Genomic DNA, 17,666 nt, shown 5'->3' with positions numbered 1-17,666 from the left:
CGAGATATGAGCAGGTAGCTGCCCTTAATGTTATAAAAACTCAGGAATCGCCCTGAAGTGGCGGAGGGACAACCATCGGGTGTAGAGTTTACGTCCTGCCTTTGTATTCGCGTGATTACCTTCTAGCCTAATCAAAGATCACGCGAATACAACAAGCAGGCGGAACCCGATGGTTCGTCACGGAGCCGCGAATGCGGGCGATATCCCCCCTAGGAGTGAAACCATTGTCCGAAGCGTACAAGCAAGCCGGAGTCGACATCGCAGCGGGTAACGAAGCTGTAGAACGAATGAAGAAACACGTAAAGAAGACGTTTCGTCCAGAAGTGCTGACGGGGCTCGGCGGATTCGGCGGGCTATTCGGTTTGAACAAGGACAAGTATGAGGAGCCTGTTCTCGTTAGTGGAACTGATGGCGTAGGCACTAAGCTAAAGCTGGCGTTCGCAATGGATAAGCACGATACAATCGGTATCGATGCAGTAGCGATGTGCGTCAATGATGTAATCGTTACTGGCGCGGAGCCTCTCTTTTTCCTTGATTACTTGGCATGTGACAAAATCATTCCAGAGAAAATCGAAGCGATCGTTAAAGGAATAGCCGATGGCTGCCAGCAAGCAGGCTGTGCTCTAATCGGTGGCGAAACAGCGGAAATGCCAGGCATGTACCATGACGGTGAGTACGATATTGCTGGTTTTACAGTGGGTATCGTTGATCGCAAGAAAGCCATTGATGGTTCCACCATTCAGGCTGGCGATGCGGTTATCGGACTTGCATCAAGTGGTATTCACTCCAATGGATTTTCTCTTGTACGTAGACTTCTGCTTGAGCAGAAGGGCTATGCCCTGACAGACAAGCCTTCTGAGCTTGAAGGGAAAACGCTCGGAGATGTTCTTATCGAGCCAACTCGTATTTATGTGAAGCAAATCCTTAAGCTGCTGGACAGTGTAACGATCAAGGGTATGGCTCATATCACAGGTGGCGGATTTATCGAGAACATTCCACGTGTATTGCCGGAAGGCGTTAACGTTGATATTACCCCTGGCTCTTGGCCAGTGCTTCCTATATTCGGGCTTATGCAGCAAGCAGGCAGCATTACCGATCGTGATATGTATACGACATTCAACATGGGAGTCGGCATGGTGCTTGTCGTTCCTGCTGAGCAAGCTGAACAAGCTTTGGCGCTTGCGCAAGAGCAAGGTGAGCAGGCTTATCGGATAGGTACTGTGACTGAAGGCTCCAAGGTCGTAACTTTCGAAGGTGTTGAACTGCCATGACTGCAACGAGTGGGGGAGATCAGGTAGCACCCAAGCCTGCCGCCCCAATTAAGATAGCTGTATTCGCATCGGGAAGCGGGAGTAATTTCCAAGCCCTTGCGGAAAATGTTCGGGATGGACGAATTCATGCGTCCATTGAGCTAGTCGTGTGTGACAAACCATCGGCTTATGTGCTTGAGCGTGCTCGGAATTTTCAAGTGGAAACGTACACCTTTTCGCCTAAGCAGTATGCATCCAGACAAGCTTATGAGGAAGAGATTGTAGCGATGCTACAAGCTAAAGGTATTGATCTCATTGTTATGGCTGGATATATGCGACTCGTGACAAGCGTGCTCGTTGAGCCATATTATGGACGTATGATTAACATCCATCCTGCACTGCTGCCAGCTTTCCCAGGTATCAACGGAGTAGGGCAAGCGCTTGAATATGGGGCGAAGATCACTGGAGCTACCGTTCACTTCGTAGACGGCGGAACGGATACGGGTCCGATTATTGCTCAGCAAGCGGTACAGATCGATGATCAGGATACATTGGAAACGTTGGGAGCCCGGATACAGAAGGCCGAGTACGAGCTGTTACCTAAAGTCGTCGGCTGGATTGCAGAAGGTCGGGTATCCCTTGATGGACGGAAAGTAACGATTAACAATTGAACGGAGGATCATTCGTGGCGATCAGAAGAGCGCTAGTCAGTGTCTCGGACAAAACAGGTATTGTGGAATTGTGCCGAGAGCTTGCGGAGCAAGGCGTACAGGTGATTTCGACAGGCGGAACAAAGACATTGTTAGAGAAGGAAAAGGTACCCGTTATCGGTATCTCTGAGGTTACTGGCTTCCCCGAAATTCTAGACGGTCGCGTAAAGACGCTTCATCCTGCCGTACATAGCGGATTGCTCGCTGTTCGTGATGACGCTGAGCATATTAAGCAAATGGAAGAATTGAACTTAGATTATATCGATCTTGTCGTGGTGAACCTGTATCCTTTCAAAGAAACAATCGCTAAGCCGGATGTTTCCTATGAGGATGCGATTGAGAACATTGATATCGGCGGACCGACTATGCTACGCTCTGCAGCTAAAAACCATGCATTCGTTACTGTTGTCGTGGATGCTGGGGACTACGCTCAAGTGCTGGAGGAAGTACGCAGCGGTGGAGACACAACACTCGAAACCCGCAAGCGTCTCGCAGCCAAAGTATTCCGTCATACTTCCGCTTACGATGCACTGATTTCGGATTATTTTGCCAAGCAGTTGGATAACCCTCTTCCTGAAAGCTTGACGTTCACATACGAGAAAGTACAGGAGCTTCGCTACGGCGAGAATCCGCACCAGAAGGCTGCTTTTTATCGCAAGCCGTTATCTTCCGAAGGCAACATCACTTCGGCTGAGCAATTGCACGGCAAAGAGCTGAGCTACAACAATATAAACGACGCTAATGCTGCGCTTGCTATCGTTAAGGAATTCGATGAGCCTGCTGTCGTAGCGGTCAAGCATATGAACCCTTGCGGTGTAGGTATAGGCTCAAACATTGATGAAGCTTATGTAAAAGCTTATGAATCCGATCCAACCTCCATTTTCGGAGGAATTGTTGCGGCAAACCGGACAATCGGAGCTGAGACAGCGGTAAGATTGAATGATTTGTTCCTAGAAATCGTTATTGCTCCTGATTTTACACCAGAAGCTTTGGAAATTCTTCAGCGTAAGAAGAACATTCGCCTCATGCGTATTGGAAACCTTACATCCGCTGCAGAACGTAATTCCGAATGGCTCGTAACGAGCGTAGAAGGTGGTATGCTTGTACAGCAAAGCGATGTGCATAGTTTAACTGACGCTGATATTACAGTCGTTACGAACCGTGCACCGACGGATGAAGAGCTGAAGCAATTGCTGTTTAGCTGGAAAATCGTCAAGCATGTGAAGTCGAACGCTATTTTGCTAGCTAGCAACAATATGACGGTCGGCGTTGGTGCTGGACAGATGAATCGTGTCGGTGCCGCTCGTATCGCGCTTCAGCAAGCTGGAGATAAGGCAGTTGGTGCCGTATTGGCATCCGATGCGTTCTTCCCTATGGGAGATACAGTAGAGCTTGCTGCAAAAGCGGGTATTACCGCAATTATTCAGCCAGGCGGTTCGATTAAGGACCAAGAATCAATCGATGCAGCTAATGCTAATAACATTGCTATGATTGTAACGGGCGTTCGTCATTTCAAACATTAAACCATTAACGAGGGCGTTCCCTAGCGGATCGCCCTTTATATCAACGATCCGAAAGTAACGGCGAAGCCGTTTTACTTGCACGCCAGAAAGTATAAATTCCTATGTCTTTATACTCATCTGATCGCTCGATACAAACGTGTACCGCCGTCCTAAAGACGGCGAAGCCGTTTTACTTGATAGGAGGACTATGGAATGAAGGTTCTAGTTATAGGACGCGGCGGGCGTGAGCACGCGATTATCTGGGCGCTTAAGAAGAGTGCTAAGATCAAACAAATCTATTGCGCTCCAGGTAATGCTGGAACGGCTCAATTAGCGGACAATGTCGATATCGGGGAATTGGAATTCGAGCGCCTCGTGACATTCGCGCGGGAGCAAGCCATTGATCTCGTTGTAGTCGGACCTGATGATCCGCTTGCTGCAGGCATTGTGGATGAGTTCGAAGCGGCAGCTATTCCGGTTTACGGACCACGTAAAAATGCGGCTGAAATCGAAGGTAGCAAAATTTTCATGAAAGACCTGCTGCGCAAATACAACATCCCGACAGCTAAATACGAGACTTTTACTGATTACGCGACAGCTTCGGCCTATCTCAAGCAACAGCCTTTACCCATTGTCATAAAGGCGGATGGTTTGGCTGCTGGTAAAGGAGTCGCAGTTTGTTTCACTGCTGAAGAGGCTGATAAGGCACTAGCAGAAACAATGGTGGACAAATCATTCGGTGCCGCTGGAGACAAAGTTGTAATCGAAGAGTTTCTAGAGGGGCAAGAAATGTCCATATTGGCTTTTGTCGATGGGGATACGGTTCGTGCAATGTCTCCTGCTCAGGATCATAAGCAAGTATTCGATAATGATAAGGGGCCGAACACAGGAGGAATGGGTACATACTCTCCGCTTCCTCATATCGCCCAATCTATTATTGATGAGTCAATCGAGAATATCATCAAGCCGACCGCTCGTGCTATGGTTTCGGAGGGTCGTCCATTCCGTGGAGTTTTGTTCGCAGGTCTTATAATTACGAAGGACGGCCCTAAGACGATTGAATTTAACGCTCGTTTTGGAGATCCGGAAACTCAGGTGGTTTTGCCGCGATTACAGACGGATTTGCTTGATATCTTCCTAGCTTCCATTGATGGAAGTCTACAGGACATCGATATTCAGTGGAGCGATGAAGCTGCAGTATGCGTTGTGCTCGCTTCTGAGGGGTATCCTGGCTCTTATCCGAAGGGATTTGCTATTGAAGGACTGGATAAGGTTAGTGAGCAAGAGGCGTTGGTATTCCATGCAGGGACCGCTCTTAAGGATGGTCAGGTTGTTACGAACGGCGGTAGGGTGCTAGGTATAGTCGGGCGTGGCTCAGATATTGCACAGGCACGGACTAATGCTTATGAAGCAGCAGAGCGTATCACGTTCCAAGGCAAACAGAACCGCACAGATATTGCGGCTAAAGCGCTACGTTAATTGCATTTTACAATGTAATGCCACCGAGGATCCTTGGGCGTCAGCCAAGGTGAAACGGTGGCTTATTCTTTGTAAAAAAGGGATTTACGATGTGAAATGACAAACCAGACTGCAAATGCGATACCTGCGATTAAAAAGGTAGTCAAAGTATGGTGGGATATCCATTTTACAAAGCTCTCCATGCGATAGGTCATCCTTTCTGAGTTGACGGGAATAGGTGTTATTGGAGTATAGGTTTCCCTGCTGACTCTAATTCAAATCCAATCCGGGATTGGTTTGAATTAGAGTCATTCAAGAGTAAATAAGCCGCGTCACCGACTAACTCTCACCGCCGGAGTGATCTTGAGTAGTAATTAAGCCGCGTCACCGACTAACTCTCACCGCCGGAGTGATCTTGAGTAGTAATTAAGCCGCGTCACCGACTAACTCTCACCGCCGGAGTGGTCTTGAGAAGAAATTAAGCCGCGTCGCCGACTAACTCTCACTGTCGAGGTGGACTTGAGGAGTAATTAAGCTGCAACGCCGACTAACTCTCACCGCAGAAGTGGTCTTAGGAGTAATTAAGCCGCATCGCCGATTAACTCTAACCGCCGGAGTGATCTTGAGTAGTAATTAAGCCGCGTCACCCATTAGCATTGCATGAAATGAAAAACCACTTGTCAATCCTCGCAAACGGCCGGTAATGGTTTACTGAATTTTCTGAAATTTAATTTGTCGCTCAAAAACGAAAAAACGGCAGGGACTCTAACAGAAGAGAGTGTTGTCCACAATTTTACACTATTGTACTTTTCAGGCGATTGGGTCGTACGTCAAGTCGTCCAGGTGGTCGCATTCGCCACTTTCGTATTGTAATTGAGTTTCTTTAAACAGTCGTTCTGCTTTTGACTTTTGCCTGCCCCCAGACTTTTGCTTTGGTGGTCGAAACAGCAACTTTACGAAGTGTATGAGGTTTTCGTACCAACACATTCTAATGCTTTTCGTTAATTCCCAAAGCGTACCTCTGTAGTGAAGCTCATCTCGTGTAAGCAGGACCAAGCAATAAGCGATTAATGCTGCATAGATCTGATTGTACACCGCATTTCTGCTCGTTCCGTAGAAGTGCTTCACATGCAAGTGTTGCTTAATCCACTTGAAAAAGATCTCGATCTGCCACCGATTACGATAAATATCGGCGATCTCTTCCACACTCAGTTCAAAATCGTTGGTGCAGATGAGCACTTGCTCGCCCTTTTCGTCGAAGCATGTGATCAATCTGAGCGGATTTTTCATTTTGTATGCCGAAACGTCGCTACCGAGCAGAACCGTTGCATCACCTACATTGGCGTCAGATGCCACAGCGCGTTCTTCCAACACTTTCATGCATGCGCTTTGTCTCAGTCGGGTGACGAACCGAACGCCGTTGTTGCAGTAGGTATCAAACTTCTTATAATCGACGTAACCGCGATCGAAGATATTCAGTACCTCTTTATCCGCAGAGACTAGCTCACCCATGTATTTTCGCTCATGCACGTTTCCACTGGTTAAAACGACCTTTTCAGGAAAGAAAGCGGCGTCCGAATGAATGAATCTGAGGTGCAATCTGACGCCAGCTTTTTTCTTCGAGTATGTCGCCCAACGATACTTCGACAAGCACATCGTAATGGTAGATGCGTCTACGAGATGAAGCGCACGGAGCTTCTGGGTGGTTTTCGCCGAACCGAATTTTTTGGTCGCTTGCCCTGCAATGTGGCCAAACACATAAGCGAGAAACGAGTGATCTAAGTCTCGCCATTTGCTAGAGAGCTGCGCCGTACTAATGGAGGAGAGACCAACTGTCTTTTGAAGCTTCCTGTTTGTATTCAAAAGCAAGCTAAGACTGGCGTAAGATGGGGTTTGCATCAATTGGGCAAACACGAATAATTGTAAGGCAACAAATGTATGAAGCTTTTTGACGTAACGATCTAATCCGCGACTTTGAATGGCAGCCAATAAAAAATTGTGGTTTAACGGGGAAAGGTATTCCGTTATGACCGATTTTGTAGTATTCTTGTCCATGCGGAAGTTCCTTTAATTAGGATTTGGACAGGACACCCTCTCCCCTAATTATAGGAGCTTTTTTATTGTCTGATTAAATAAAATCATACAAATTTAGCACATTTTACTTCGTGGAAGTAACCTTGACAACCTGCTGAAATTTTAATGCAATGCTACTGCGCGTCACCGACTAACTCTCACCGCAGAAGTGGTCTTGAGCAGAAATTAAGCCGCAGCCCCGACTAACTCTCACCGCCGGAGTGGTCTTTAGGAGTAATTAAGCCGCAGCCCCGACTAACTCTCACCGCCGGAGTGGTCTTTAGGAGTAATTAAGCCGCAGCACCAACTAACTCTCACCGCCGACGTGGTCTTGAGTAGTAAATAAGCCGCAGCACCGACTAACTCTCGCCGCCGGAGTGGTCTTGAGGAGTAATTAAGCCGCAGCCGCGACTAACTCTCACCGCCGGAGTGATCTTGAGTAGTAATTAAGCCGCGTCGCCGACTAACTCTCACTGTCGAGGTGGACTTGAGGAGTAATTAAGCTGCAACGCCGACTAACTCTCACCACCGCAGAAGTGGTCTTGAGCAGAAATTAAGCCGCAGCCCCGACTAACTCTCACCGCAGCAGTGGTCTTGAGGAGTAATTAAGCTGAATCTGCGACTAATTCTTATTACCGACGTAGTATTGAGAGGAACTTTTGGTGGGTACCGAGTATCGGTGTGCTGCAAGCCACTAAAAAGCCTAATTGGTTAAGAGAGCAAATGAAAGTGTGCCAAAAGCCACTGAAAGAACTATCTAATTAAGAGGTCATCCAGCCCACCTGGCAAGCCAGCAACCCGCATAGAGCCTCAATCGCGACTGTACACACTGTATCGCATACGCTCTAAGCACCGTATGTATTCCTGCTATTTGACACAAAAATGTGCTGCATTTGGCTGTTGACATAAGAGCATGACGGTGTTAATGTTTAATTCATAGTATTAACATCGGAATTAAATGAAATGAGGGATTTCAGATGGAAAGACCATTCACAATACAACATGACATTAATATTTCTCTGGCAGCGACCATTCATTATCCTTCCAATGAAAGCAAGGAAACGGACAAAAAAATGCCCTTGGTTATTATTTGCCACGGATTCGTAGGTAGTCGGATCGGGGTAGATAGACTGTTTCTGCTGGCAAGCAGGGAATTGGCTAACAAGGGGTTCCTTGTTCTGCGTTTTGATTTTGCAGGATGCGGAGAAAGCAGTGGGGTCTATGGAGAGCACGGACTGGATTCGATGATTGCTCAGACTCGTTCAGTGTTAGATTATGGACTAAGCCTAGATTGCGTAGATCCGCTACGAGTAACCTTGCTAGGACATAGCTTGGGTGGTGCAGTGGCGTTGTTGACGGGAACGAAGGATCGTCGTGTAAAATCATTGGCGCTTTGGTCGCCGGTAGCCCATCCGTTCAACGATATATTAAAGATTGTAGGACGCGGTGTATACGATGAATCGGTCAAGAAGGGTTATGCAGATTACCACGGCTACCGATTGAAGCCAGAATTTTTCGAGTCGCTGCAGCAGCATCAACCGTTTCAGGAAGCACCTCAGTTCAACGGAGATGTGTTCATCGCACATGGAACCTCCGACGACACGATTCCAACAGATTACAGCTTTTTGCTAGAGAAAACGTTCTGGCTAAGGGGCGAGGGTCGCTGCGATAAGAACATTATTTTTCAAGCGGACCATACCTATACCCAAGGTGCACACAAGTTTGAGCTGTATCAATCGACAGTAGATTGGTTGGGAACTCACGAGAAGCGTCAGCAGGATTGGCAGCATTGGAGTATTTAAGGGCGTGTATACGTTGCAAAATAAAGGGGAGCTGAATACGGTTATGAGGTGAGAGGAGTCGATAGGATGAGCTCGCTGTATCCAATCTATATCCAATTTCCGATTGTGCCTAAACCGAGATTCGGTGGCGATCAACCGCCGCACAGCTTTCTATACGACATTATTAACAGTAACCGGCTAGACTACGAGGTGGAATTACGCTCCTTTCTCCAATTTGAGAAGGAATTTGCAAGCATTGGAGTTCATCCCGACCCGGATAGCCCAGAGCAGCCGTCCTGGAACAATAGCTGGTTTAGTGGATTAGATGCAGTTGCATTATACGGCTATATGGCCAATGGCAATCCGGCTCGATACTATGAGATCGGCTCTGGATTTTCCACCAAATTCGCTAGACGAGCAGTTGTAGACCATGGATTGCAAACGGCTATTGTCTCGATTGACCCTTTTCCAAGGGATGAGATTGATGATTTATGCGACAAGGTTATTCGGCAGCCACTAGAGGATACCGATATTCGGTTGTTCGAGGAGCTCGAGTCAGGAGACATTCTGTTCGTTGATAGCAGTCACTATGTATTCCAGAACTCAGATGCCAATATTGTATTTCTAGAAATACTGCCTCGCTTAAAGCCGGGAGTTAGAGTCCATTTTCACGATATATTCTTGCCTGAGGATTACCCCGCATCATGGTCTCACCGATTCTATAATGAGCAATATCTGCTAGCTGCCTATCTATTAGCTCAAGGGCCATCGTACAAAATAACCTTTCCTAGCTATTTCGTCTCCCAAGACTCTGGTCTGAAGCAAATCGTGAAGCCGATAGTGGATATTCTGGAACGACAGGGTTTGCCATTCTCAGGCGGAGGCTCGTTCTGGATCGTTAAATCGTAGCGAATAATGACGCTGTCTACCCTATAGCAATCAATAGCGATACCGCGGCGAAGCTACTACAGCTAATGTTCGCGGTTTTTGTTTTTAAACATCAGGCGAGGGGCAATTTCACTACAGTTGTCGGAAAAAGGAAATCCAGTCCTTTTACCTAAGGTACGAGTATGGTTTAATGGAAGAGTACGTACTTGCGAAGGGAGAATGAGCATGACGCAACGATTACGAATCGCGATGCAGCTTACTCTTGCGGCCGCGCTCGTAGGTTTAACCGCATGCGGTGGATCTAAGGAGACTGTGACGCAGCCGACTGAAACTGTATTGCCAACGGCGAGCGCCTCTGAAACTCCAAGCGAAACAGAAACAATACCTGTTGCTAGCTTTCTTGCTCCGCTGACAGGCTTGCCTGTTGAGAGGGAAGTGACGAACAGACCCTTCGCTGTCATGATCAATAACCTTGCCCCAGCTCGGCCGCAATCGGGACTCACACAAGCGGATACTGTATGGGAGTTAATGGCTGAAGGAGGAATTACGCGGCTAGTAGCTATATTCCAAAGCAAGGAATTTACAGATCCAATAGGACCTATCCGCAGCATCCGTCCTTATTTTATTCAAGTAGGTGAATTCTACAACGGAGTTCTCGTTCATGTAGGAGCAAGTAACGATGCACTTGCAATCCTTCAGGATCAGCACAAGGAAAGTTTAGACGAGATTAATAATGCAGGCGCTTACTTTTACCGAGATAAGTCCCGTAAGGCACCGCATAACGTATATTCTACTCTAGAGAAATTAACTGCAGGCGCTGCTAAGCGCAAATACAAGGATATCGTATCAGTGCCTTTGCTTACCTTTAATAAAGCACCGTCAGCATTAATAACTGCAGCACCAGCAACCCAGGTTGAAATTAAATTCATGCTTTCGGATTATAAGGTATCCTACACTTACGATAGCACTACAGAGCTTTATTCCAGATTCATTAACGGCAAACCACATATTGATAAGAACAATGATCAGCAGCTAACGGCAACGAACTTAGTCGTGCTCTCCACCAAGCATGTTACCTACGATAAGGTAGGAAGGCTTGAGGTGAACTTGGATAGCGGCGGTAATGCGGTTCTCATGCAGAACGGTAAAGCGATCATTTGTACATGGGAGCGTAAAAAGGGTGACGTTATCCGCCTGAAGAAGGATGGGGAGGAGCTGCCTTTCCTGCCGGGAGTTACTTACTATCACGTGGTGTCTAATTCGTCCCCGATGGATAAGCATCTTACATATCAGTAAAAAGACAACAAAGGGGGCCACAAGAACCACGCTAACGTGGCTGGTGCGCCCCCTTTGTTGTTGCTTTACTCGTACCTTAGTGCCCCATCATCATGGATGCATCAGGCTTACCTTCCGTTTCCAATAGATCATCTTCTGGTTTTTTCCGCGGCTTACGTAGAATAAGGCTTAATACGACGCCCACAGCGGCAATACAAGCTGTTACGAAGAAGATGTCTCCAAAAGCAGCGGTAACAGCAGGAGAATCCCTCATAACCATCGGGTCTCCACCCATTTCTGTAATATGCTTTGTTATCCTAGAAGTCAGATAGCCTGTTAAGCCAGCAATGGCGAATGACATAATGACTTGTTGGCTCGCAGTAGTTAGTGGAGTTACCCGGCTAACGAGTCTGCGTGGTGCGGAGTTCAAAACATGGGTATTTAGCGCCATCATCGATAATCCCATTCCTGCACCCATCATGCCTAGAGGAAACATGATCATTGCTCTGGTCGTCTCCATATCGATCTGGGAAAGTATGAAGAGAGCACCGGAAATGATGCCTAATCCGACAAAGGCGAGCGGACGAGCTCCAACCTTGTCGAACAATCGACCCCCAAGTGGCATGAAAACAACGGAGGTAAGTGCCATAGGCAGCGTAGTTAATCCGCTTTTCAATGCTGTAAAACCGAGCACGTTCTGCAAGTACAAGGGCACCATAAGGATTGAACCCATCAGAGCAATTTGGGAAAACCAAGTTAGAATAACGCCACGAGTGAAATCGGACGAGCCGAATACTCTTAGCTCTAGCAGAGGTTGCTTCTGACGTAGCTCAACGATAATAAATGCGATTAGAGCAACGCCACCCACGATTAAGCCTGTCAGTGTTCGGTTAGAAGACCAATCCGCTCCCCCTTCGCTTACACCGTATGCCAGCATAGAGAACGCAATAGGAGCTAGGATCATTCCAATAATATCTAGTGCAGGTGTTTTGTTTCGTTCGATATTAGGCAAATATTTGCTGCCGACGATTAATGCAGCGATACCGATAGGTAAATTAATAAGGAAAATCCAATGCCAGGTAGCGAAGCCGATTATCCAACCAGATAGGATAGGTCCAGTGGCTGGGGCGAGAAGCATCGGAATACCGAGCATCCCCATAACGGCTCCCCTTTTGTCGGGAGGAGCTAGCTTGAAGATCATCGCCATCCCAATGGGGGATACCATTCCGCCGCCGAGTCCTTGAATAACCCGAAATAGAACGAGCTGGTCAGCTGTTTGGGCAACGGCACATAACACCGAGCCGATCGTGAATAAAGCGATAGTAATAAGGAATATCCTTTTAGCACCAAATCTGTCAGTCATCCACCCGGCTAGAGGGATAACAGCGGCCAGGGCGAGTGTATAACCAGTGATCGTCCATTGTATCGCTTTTAGCGAAGAGCCAAAGGACTGCTGCAGATTAGGAATGGCGACATTGACGACTGTGCTGTCGAGAATAACCATAATCATTCCGATAATGACGGCGAGAAGAGGTGCAATGATCTTTTTGATGGAAAACTCTTCAGATGATGGTGCGGTAGTAGCTGCTTGCTTTGCGGTCATAGGGGTTGTTCCTTTCTAGTTAACTTGACGTAAAGCCGTGTAAGTTTTAAGCTTGACTAACCGTTTTTATAAAAAACTAATTAGTCACCAACAAGTCTTCATTTTACTTCTTTTTGTTTGAAAGTCAATTCATTTTAGAGAAGGTGGATACTATTGAGTATTACAAAACAGACGATTATGGATTCAGCCATGCGATATTTCTCGGAAAAAGGGTATGCAGCAACCTCAATACAAGACATTGCTGATGATTGCGGCATCGCTAAAGGCTCACTATACAAATTTTTTCGGTCAAAGGAAGATTTAATTATTGAGCTTCACGCTGGTCAGCAGCAGGCTTTGCGGGATGCTGTTGATAAGATTAGGTCGGATAAGTCACTTAATACAAGGGAAGCGTTCATTAGGGAAACGGAATTTCACTTTGAATTTTTTCTCCAAAACAAATTTATTATGCGGGAGCTTAAAGAAATATCACCTGCAACGGAGAAAATTACTCAATTTCTAATGCATTCGCAAGCGAATCTGATGTCTTATTGCAAAATGGGGCTATTAGAATATCTTGACGAGGAAGTTCATCCGAATATTTGGGATTTGGCCTTTATGTATAAGGGGATTGTCCGTGAATTTATATTTTTTATTGTATATGATAATAAGCCGTTGCATTATCGCGAGGTTGCTGAATTTATTGTCGATCGAATGGAGGATATGGCGGCTAGCATGGCACTGAAAAAACCTAATCCGATATTACATGACGCGATAATGAATGTGCACCATTCATGTGATAAGGAAGACCAAATGATATCACTAGTGGAGCTTCGTAGTAATTTGCTTGAGAGTCTAAGCACTACGATTACAGAGCTTCCGATAACGAATTTTCGAAAACGTGAGCTTAATGATGCTGTGACGCTGCTTCGGGAGTTATATGAGGAGGAGCAGCCTAATAAAGTTATGCTAAAAGCTTTATTAAATTTTATTGCTCTTGAATATCAGCTGAAAAATATTGCCAAGCAATTGGAGAGAATAACTGTAAAATGTGATCAAATAGCGGGTTTGTGACCGATTTTAAAACGAATTAAGATGAGTACAAATAGGACTTATAGGTGAAACTTAAAAAAAGTGTCACATGTAATGTGGGGAACCTATACAAAGCCAGTCCACCCTGTGATAATATAAATAAGTTAACGCAGTGTAAACTAGTGTTAACGCATTGTAAGGTGAACGGCTACATACATGGGAAAGAAGGGCTATCCGTGTTTCGTAAAAAAGACATTTTTTTTAAGACGTTGGAGGAAATGGCTGATATCATCTTTGAAACGGTAGAGCGCTTTACAGTTGCCGTCAATGAGGATTTACCTGATGTTTCAGCATTTGCCAAGGAAATGAAGGAGTTCGAACATAAAGGAGATAAGTGCACTCATATTATTCTGACAGAGCTCAATAAGACGTTTATTACGCCAATTGAGCGGGAAGATATTATGGAGCTTATCAAAAAGCTGGATGATGTGTTGGATGGCATTGAAGCATGTGCATCGCGATTTGAGATGTATCAGATTACGAAATCCGATCCATTCATTCGCAAATTCAGCGATTGCTTACGACGTAGCGCACAGGAAATCAAGACAGCTATCTATTTGCTCGCGCAGAAGAAGCTCCTTGCTATCCAGCCGCATTGCGTCAAAATAAACGAGCTGGAAAATGAAGCAGACGACTTAATGCGCCAAGGAATTAAGCATTTATTCCAGAATGTGAAGGATCCGATCGAGCTCATTAAACATAAAGAAATATATGAACGCTTGGAAGAAACGACCGATTCATGTGAGGATGTCGCCAATACACTACAATCCATAATCATGCGCAATTCTTGATCAGCGCAAACGGGGACGGAATAGAATATAATGGATTACACAATGTGGTTAGTTGTCATTATCGTAATATTGGCGCTTGGATTTGATTTTATTAACGGATTTCACGATACGGCTAATGCTATCGCGACATCTGTTTCAACGCGCGCTCTTACTCCGCGCCGGGCTATCATTCTGGCTTCCGTAATGAACCTGGTCGGTGCCCTCATGTTTACGGGGGTAGCCAAAACAATTGGCGGTAAAATAACAGATCCTTTCAAGCTCGAGCATGGTCTTACAGTCGTAATTGCGACTCTTATCGCAGCTATTCTTTGGAATTTAATAACTTGGGCGTACGGAATTCCTTCGTCCTCCTCACATGCGATTATTGGAGCCCTCGCAGGAGCGGCTATAGCATCTGAAGGCTGGGCTGGCATTAATTATTCGGGCTTTACGACCATTATTAAATGGCTCATTCTATCCCCTATAATTGCATTTGTGGTGGGCTTCTGTATCATGTTCATACTTAAGCGTATTTTTGCGAACTCTAGTCCTCATCAAGTCAATAAAGTGTTTCGCTCTGGGCAAGTGCTTACAGCTGCATTCCAAGCTTTCACGCATGGTACCAATGATGCACAGAAGGCGATGGGAATTATTACGATGGCGCTTGTAGCAGCGGACATTCAGTCAACACTTGATATTCCACTATGGGTTAAGCTGTCCGCAGCGATTGCTATGGCGCTTGGAACCTCAGTCGGTGGTTGGAAAATTATCAAAACAATGGGTACGAAAATTTTCAAAATCGATCCGATGAACGGTTTTTCAGCCGATTTGGCATCAGCCTCTGTTATATTGACCGCGACCTTGTCGCAAATTCCAGTTAGTACAACACATGCGATCACCTCCTCTATACTAGGAGTTGGATCTGCAAAGAAATTTTCAAATGTGAAGTGGAGCATGGCAGGACGAATAGTGATGACTTGGGTCATCACAATACCGGTAGTTGGGTTGTTGGCAACACTTATCTATTATATTCTCAGTTTGTTCCTCCACTAATTCGGGTACATTGAATAAGAAAAATAGGCGCGGGATCACCCAAACCTGAACGCCCGAGATTACTACAATAGAGTATGGAAGTTTCATCTCTATTTAGTCTGGAGGACACCCATGCTTGCATACACAGATCAGGCCAAATCAAGCGTCGATTTATTAACGGAGTTCACTGCGATCAACTCATTTTCTACCGGGAAAAAGCTTGTTTTCTCAGGAGTGGGTACCCGTGACGTTTATAATATAAGCGCTCCGTTCCTGGACAATGGGGAATTGGTTATTGCTGGGCGGGTAGAGGATAGGGACAAGGAATCGTCAGAAGTGATGTTCTTTGTCGAGCGTAAAGGGGAATGGAAACCGAGAAATGGTGCACCCATATTCGCTTTGCAGGATCCTTTCTTCACCTTTATAGGTGACGAGCTCGTATTCGGCGGTGTTGAGGTTTATTTTGACGGGGACGACCCGCACTATGTAACCTCATGGTGTACTGTGTTTTATCGGGGGCATTCTGTTAATGAGCTGGCGCCATTTGCCAAAGGGCCTCTAACGATGAAGGATATCCGATTAGTTGAGCTTAATGATGGCCGAATCGGTGTGTTTACGCGTCCGATGGAAGTAGACGGCGCTCGCGCGTTGATCGGATATGTGGAAATAGATACGCTGGAACAAATGACCGAGGAGGTCATATCCGGTGCAGATTTACTTCGTAATCAGTTTCTTCCCGAGGAATGGGGAGGGGCGAATGAAGCGCATTTGTTGCCTGGAGGTATGATAGGAGTGCTCGGACATATTGCTCGCATGGAAGAGAATAACATTCGGCATTACTATCCCATGGTATTTGCGTTTGATCCGGAGAATCAACGGCATACTCCAATTAAGCTTATCGCCACAAGGAGCATGTTCCCGGATGGTCCAGCCAAAAGACCTGATTTAGAGGATGTTATTTTCAGCGGGGGACTTGTACGCCATAAGGATGGAACGGCATCTTTGTATACGGGTGTCAGTGATGCCGAGGCCCATGTTATCGTTATCCCCGATCCATTTCTAGAGTATGAAGGTTAAACAATAAAGGAGCTATTCCGCTGGCTTGCGGGATGAGCTCCTTTTAAGATTTTGCTAAACAAAGGATGTTTAGCGCCGTTTGGCGGGCTTCCGCGCACGTGATTTGCCTGAGCGACGACGCACGGGCGTTCTCTTGCGGGGGGTAAAGCCCTTGTTCGTGTCGGCTGATTTGCCTTTATTGCCCATGAATAGCTTAATCATTGGGGCAATTTGCTGCATGGTAGCCATGAATTTCTGGAACTTGCCTAAGTTAGCCATGACCCCTTCGATTCCGCCCATGCGTTCAACAATTCCTTTGATGTCGCTTAGGTTGGAGATGTTGAAAGGGAGACTGCTTTTGGTGGCAGGTGTAACAGCTGTTTTGGCAGGGATGACGGTTGGATTAATGACTTCGGGAGAGCTGGGGATTGTTTGCTCAATGCCAGGGAATTGATCCTGTCCGAAGAAGCCTGATGACCAACCGTTCTGGGAAGAAGAATGCTGTTCGTCCATGAAGTCACACCCTTTTTAGTATTATGTTATGAGAAGTCAACGAAACGGGCATGGACGCATGCCTAGAAGATGAGATATTTTACCCCTGTAATGCGTGACTACGGTGATGCTTGAACTATTAGCAGGAACGCAGTACAATTGAAACAAAGTGTGTTGGAGCTTGCATGCCAGTGGCATTGTATGCAAGTCGGTCCATAATGTACGGGAAATAGGAAGGGTGTGAGCTTATGCAACTGAAGAAGCTGAATGATAAATCGATAGACCAATTATTCGAGGCTATTCTAACTCTTAAGGATGTTGAGGAATGTTATGTGTTTTTCGACGACTTGTGTACGGTAAATGAAATTCAATCCTTATCGCAACGGCTTGAAGTTGCCCGTATGCTAGGAAAAGGACATACTTATAACCAAATTGAAACAGAGACGGGAGCAAGCACGGCGACCATTTCTCGTGTGAAACGCTGCCTTAATTATGGGAATGACGGATATAAGCTTTCCTTGGAGCGCTTAGGTCGTTTTGGCTCTGACGAGAAGCCTGCGACAAGCAAGTAAATCGCGTTGCTAATTATCGTGAATGCATTAATAATAGGCAATTGATTGGGCTAACCATTAAGGTCTTAGATGACCGAGATGGTTAGCCTTAATCTTTGAATTGCTGCTTTGTGTCGGGATGATGTCAAACGTT

Annotated in this window: 15 protein-coding genes; 12 read left to right on the top strand and 3 right to left on the bottom strand. The window is 46.1% G+C overall.

The features are described from left to right. The first annotated feature begins 224 nt into the window (after positions 1–224). The 4 genes from purM (at position 225) to purD (ending at position 4,941) form a co-directional block, all read left to right on the top strand. On the top strand, positions 225–1,271 hold the full coding sequence (purM, locus tag KCTCHS21_RS25215; RefSeq protein ID WP_130614592.1) for a phosphoribosylformylglycinamidine cyclo-ligase: 1,047 nt from the start codon (positions 225–227) through the stop codon (positions 1,269–1,271). After that, a complete protein-coding gene (gene purN, locus KCTCHS21_RS25210) occupies positions 1,268–1,921 on the top strand; it encodes a phosphoribosylglycinamide formyltransferase (protein WP_130614590.1) in 654 nt (217 codons plus the stop codon). Before purM ends, purN begins: the two co-directional genes overlap by 4 nt. 14 nt (positions 1,922–1,935) lie before the next feature. After that, positions 1,936–3,483: a bifunctional phosphoribosylaminoimidazolecarboxamide formyltransferase/IMP cyclohydrolase gene (gene purH, locus KCTCHS21_RS25205; RefSeq protein WP_130614588.1), complete on the top strand. Its 1,548-nt coding sequence runs from the start codon at positions 1,936–1,938 to the stop codon at positions 3,481–3,483. 192 nt (positions 3,484–3,675) lie between these two features. Further along, complete coding sequence (gene purD, locus KCTCHS21_RS25200; protein WP_130614586.1) at positions 3,676–4,941, top strand: phosphoribosylamine--glycine ligase; 1,266 nt, start codon at positions 3,676–3,678, stop codon at positions 4,939–4,941. Positions 4,942–5,730: 789 nt separating this feature from the next. On the opposite strand, the gene KCTCHS21_RS25195 is transcribed toward purD, so the two are convergent. Continuing rightward, positions 5,731–6,975, bottom strand: coding sequence for an IS4 family transposase (locus tag KCTCHS21_RS25195; protein ID WP_130614583.1), 1,245 nt, complete (start codon positions 6,973–6,975; stop codon positions 5,731–5,733). 995 nt (positions 6,976–7,970) lie between these two features. On the opposite strand from KCTCHS21_RS25195, the gene KCTCHS21_RS25190 reads away from it, so the two are divergent. The 3 genes from KCTCHS21_RS25190 (at position 7,971) to KCTCHS21_RS25180 (ending at position 10,958) form a co-directional block, all read left to right on the top strand. After that, a complete protein-coding gene (locus KCTCHS21_RS25190) occupies positions 7,971–8,795 on the top strand; it encodes an alpha/beta hydrolase family protein (RefSeq protein WP_130614581.1) in 825 nt (274 codons plus the stop codon). Positions 8,796–8,861: 66 nt separating this feature from the next. Next, positions 8,862–9,683: a class I SAM-dependent methyltransferase gene (locus KCTCHS21_RS25185; protein ID WP_130614578.1), complete on the top strand. Its 822-nt coding sequence runs from the start codon at positions 8,862–8,864 to the stop codon at positions 9,681–9,683. A 204-nt stretch (positions 9,684–9,887) separates the two neighbouring features. After that, positions 9,888–10,958: a DUF3048 domain-containing protein gene (locus KCTCHS21_RS25180; protein ID WP_130614575.1), complete on the top strand. Its 1,071-nt coding sequence runs from the start codon at positions 9,888–9,890 to the stop codon at positions 10,956–10,958. A 76-nt stretch (positions 10,959–11,034) separates the two neighbouring features. On the opposite strand, the gene KCTCHS21_RS25175 is transcribed toward KCTCHS21_RS25180, so the two are convergent. Then, positions 11,035–12,540 carry a DHA2 family efflux MFS transporter permease subunit gene (locus tag KCTCHS21_RS25175; RefSeq protein ID WP_130614573.1) on the bottom strand — a complete coding sequence of 502 codons (1,506 nt, stop codon included), beginning with the start codon at positions 12,538–12,540 and terminating at the stop codon, positions 11,035–11,037. 153 nt (positions 12,541–12,693) lie between these two features. On the opposite strand from KCTCHS21_RS25175, the gene KCTCHS21_RS25170 reads away from it, so the two are divergent. From KCTCHS21_RS25170 to KCTCHS21_RS25155, 4 genes are all read left to right on the top strand, one after another. Beyond that, the gene (locus KCTCHS21_RS25170) at positions 12,694–13,593 is read left to right on the top strand and encodes a TetR/AcrR family transcriptional regulator (RefSeq protein WP_130614571.1); all 900 of its coding nucleotides are present in this window, start codon (positions 12,694–12,696) and stop codon (positions 13,591–13,593) included. Between the two features lie 194 nt (positions 13,594–13,787). Then, positions 13,788–14,402: a DUF47 domain-containing protein gene (locus KCTCHS21_RS25165; protein WP_130614569.1), complete on the top strand. Its 615-nt coding sequence runs from the start codon at positions 13,788–13,790 to the stop codon at positions 14,400–14,402. A gap of 30 nt (positions 14,403–14,432) precedes the next feature. Continuing rightward, positions 14,433–15,434 (top strand): inorganic phosphate transporter, encoded by a 1,002-nt coding sequence (locus KCTCHS21_RS25160; RefSeq protein WP_130614567.1) that lies wholly within the window; start codon positions 14,433–14,435, stop codon positions 15,432–15,434. Between the two features lie 111 nt (positions 15,435–15,545). Next, the gene (locus tag KCTCHS21_RS25155; RefSeq protein ID WP_130614565.1) at positions 15,546–16,490 is read left to right on the top strand and encodes a DUF1861 family protein; all 945 of its coding nucleotides are present in this window, start codon (positions 15,546–15,548) and stop codon (positions 16,488–16,490) included. Between the two features lie 69 nt (positions 16,491–16,559). Here KCTCHS21_RS25155 and KCTCHS21_RS25150 read toward each other — a convergent pair whose 3' ends face one another. After that, the gene (locus KCTCHS21_RS25150; RefSeq protein WP_130614563.1) at positions 16,560–16,982 is read right to left on the bottom strand and encodes a hypothetical protein; all 423 of its coding nucleotides are present in this window, start codon (positions 16,980–16,982) and stop codon (positions 16,560–16,562) included. Positions 16,983–17,209: 227 nt separating this feature from the next. On the opposite strand from KCTCHS21_RS25150, the gene KCTCHS21_RS25145 reads away from it, so the two are divergent. Continuing rightward, complete coding sequence (locus KCTCHS21_RS25145) at positions 17,210–17,533, top strand: YerC/YecD family TrpR-related protein (protein ID WP_130614561.1); 324 nt, start codon at positions 17,210–17,212, stop codon at positions 17,531–17,533. Positions 17,534–17,666 lie beyond the last annotated feature (133 nt).

This window comes from Cohnella abietis (assembly GCF_004295585.1).
Classification (GTDB): Bacteria; Bacillota; Bacilli; order Paenibacillales; family Paenibacillaceae; genus Cohnella; species Cohnella abietis.
Note: the sequence above shows the minus strand (reverse complement) of the source record. Positions and strands in the feature narration are given on the sequence as shown.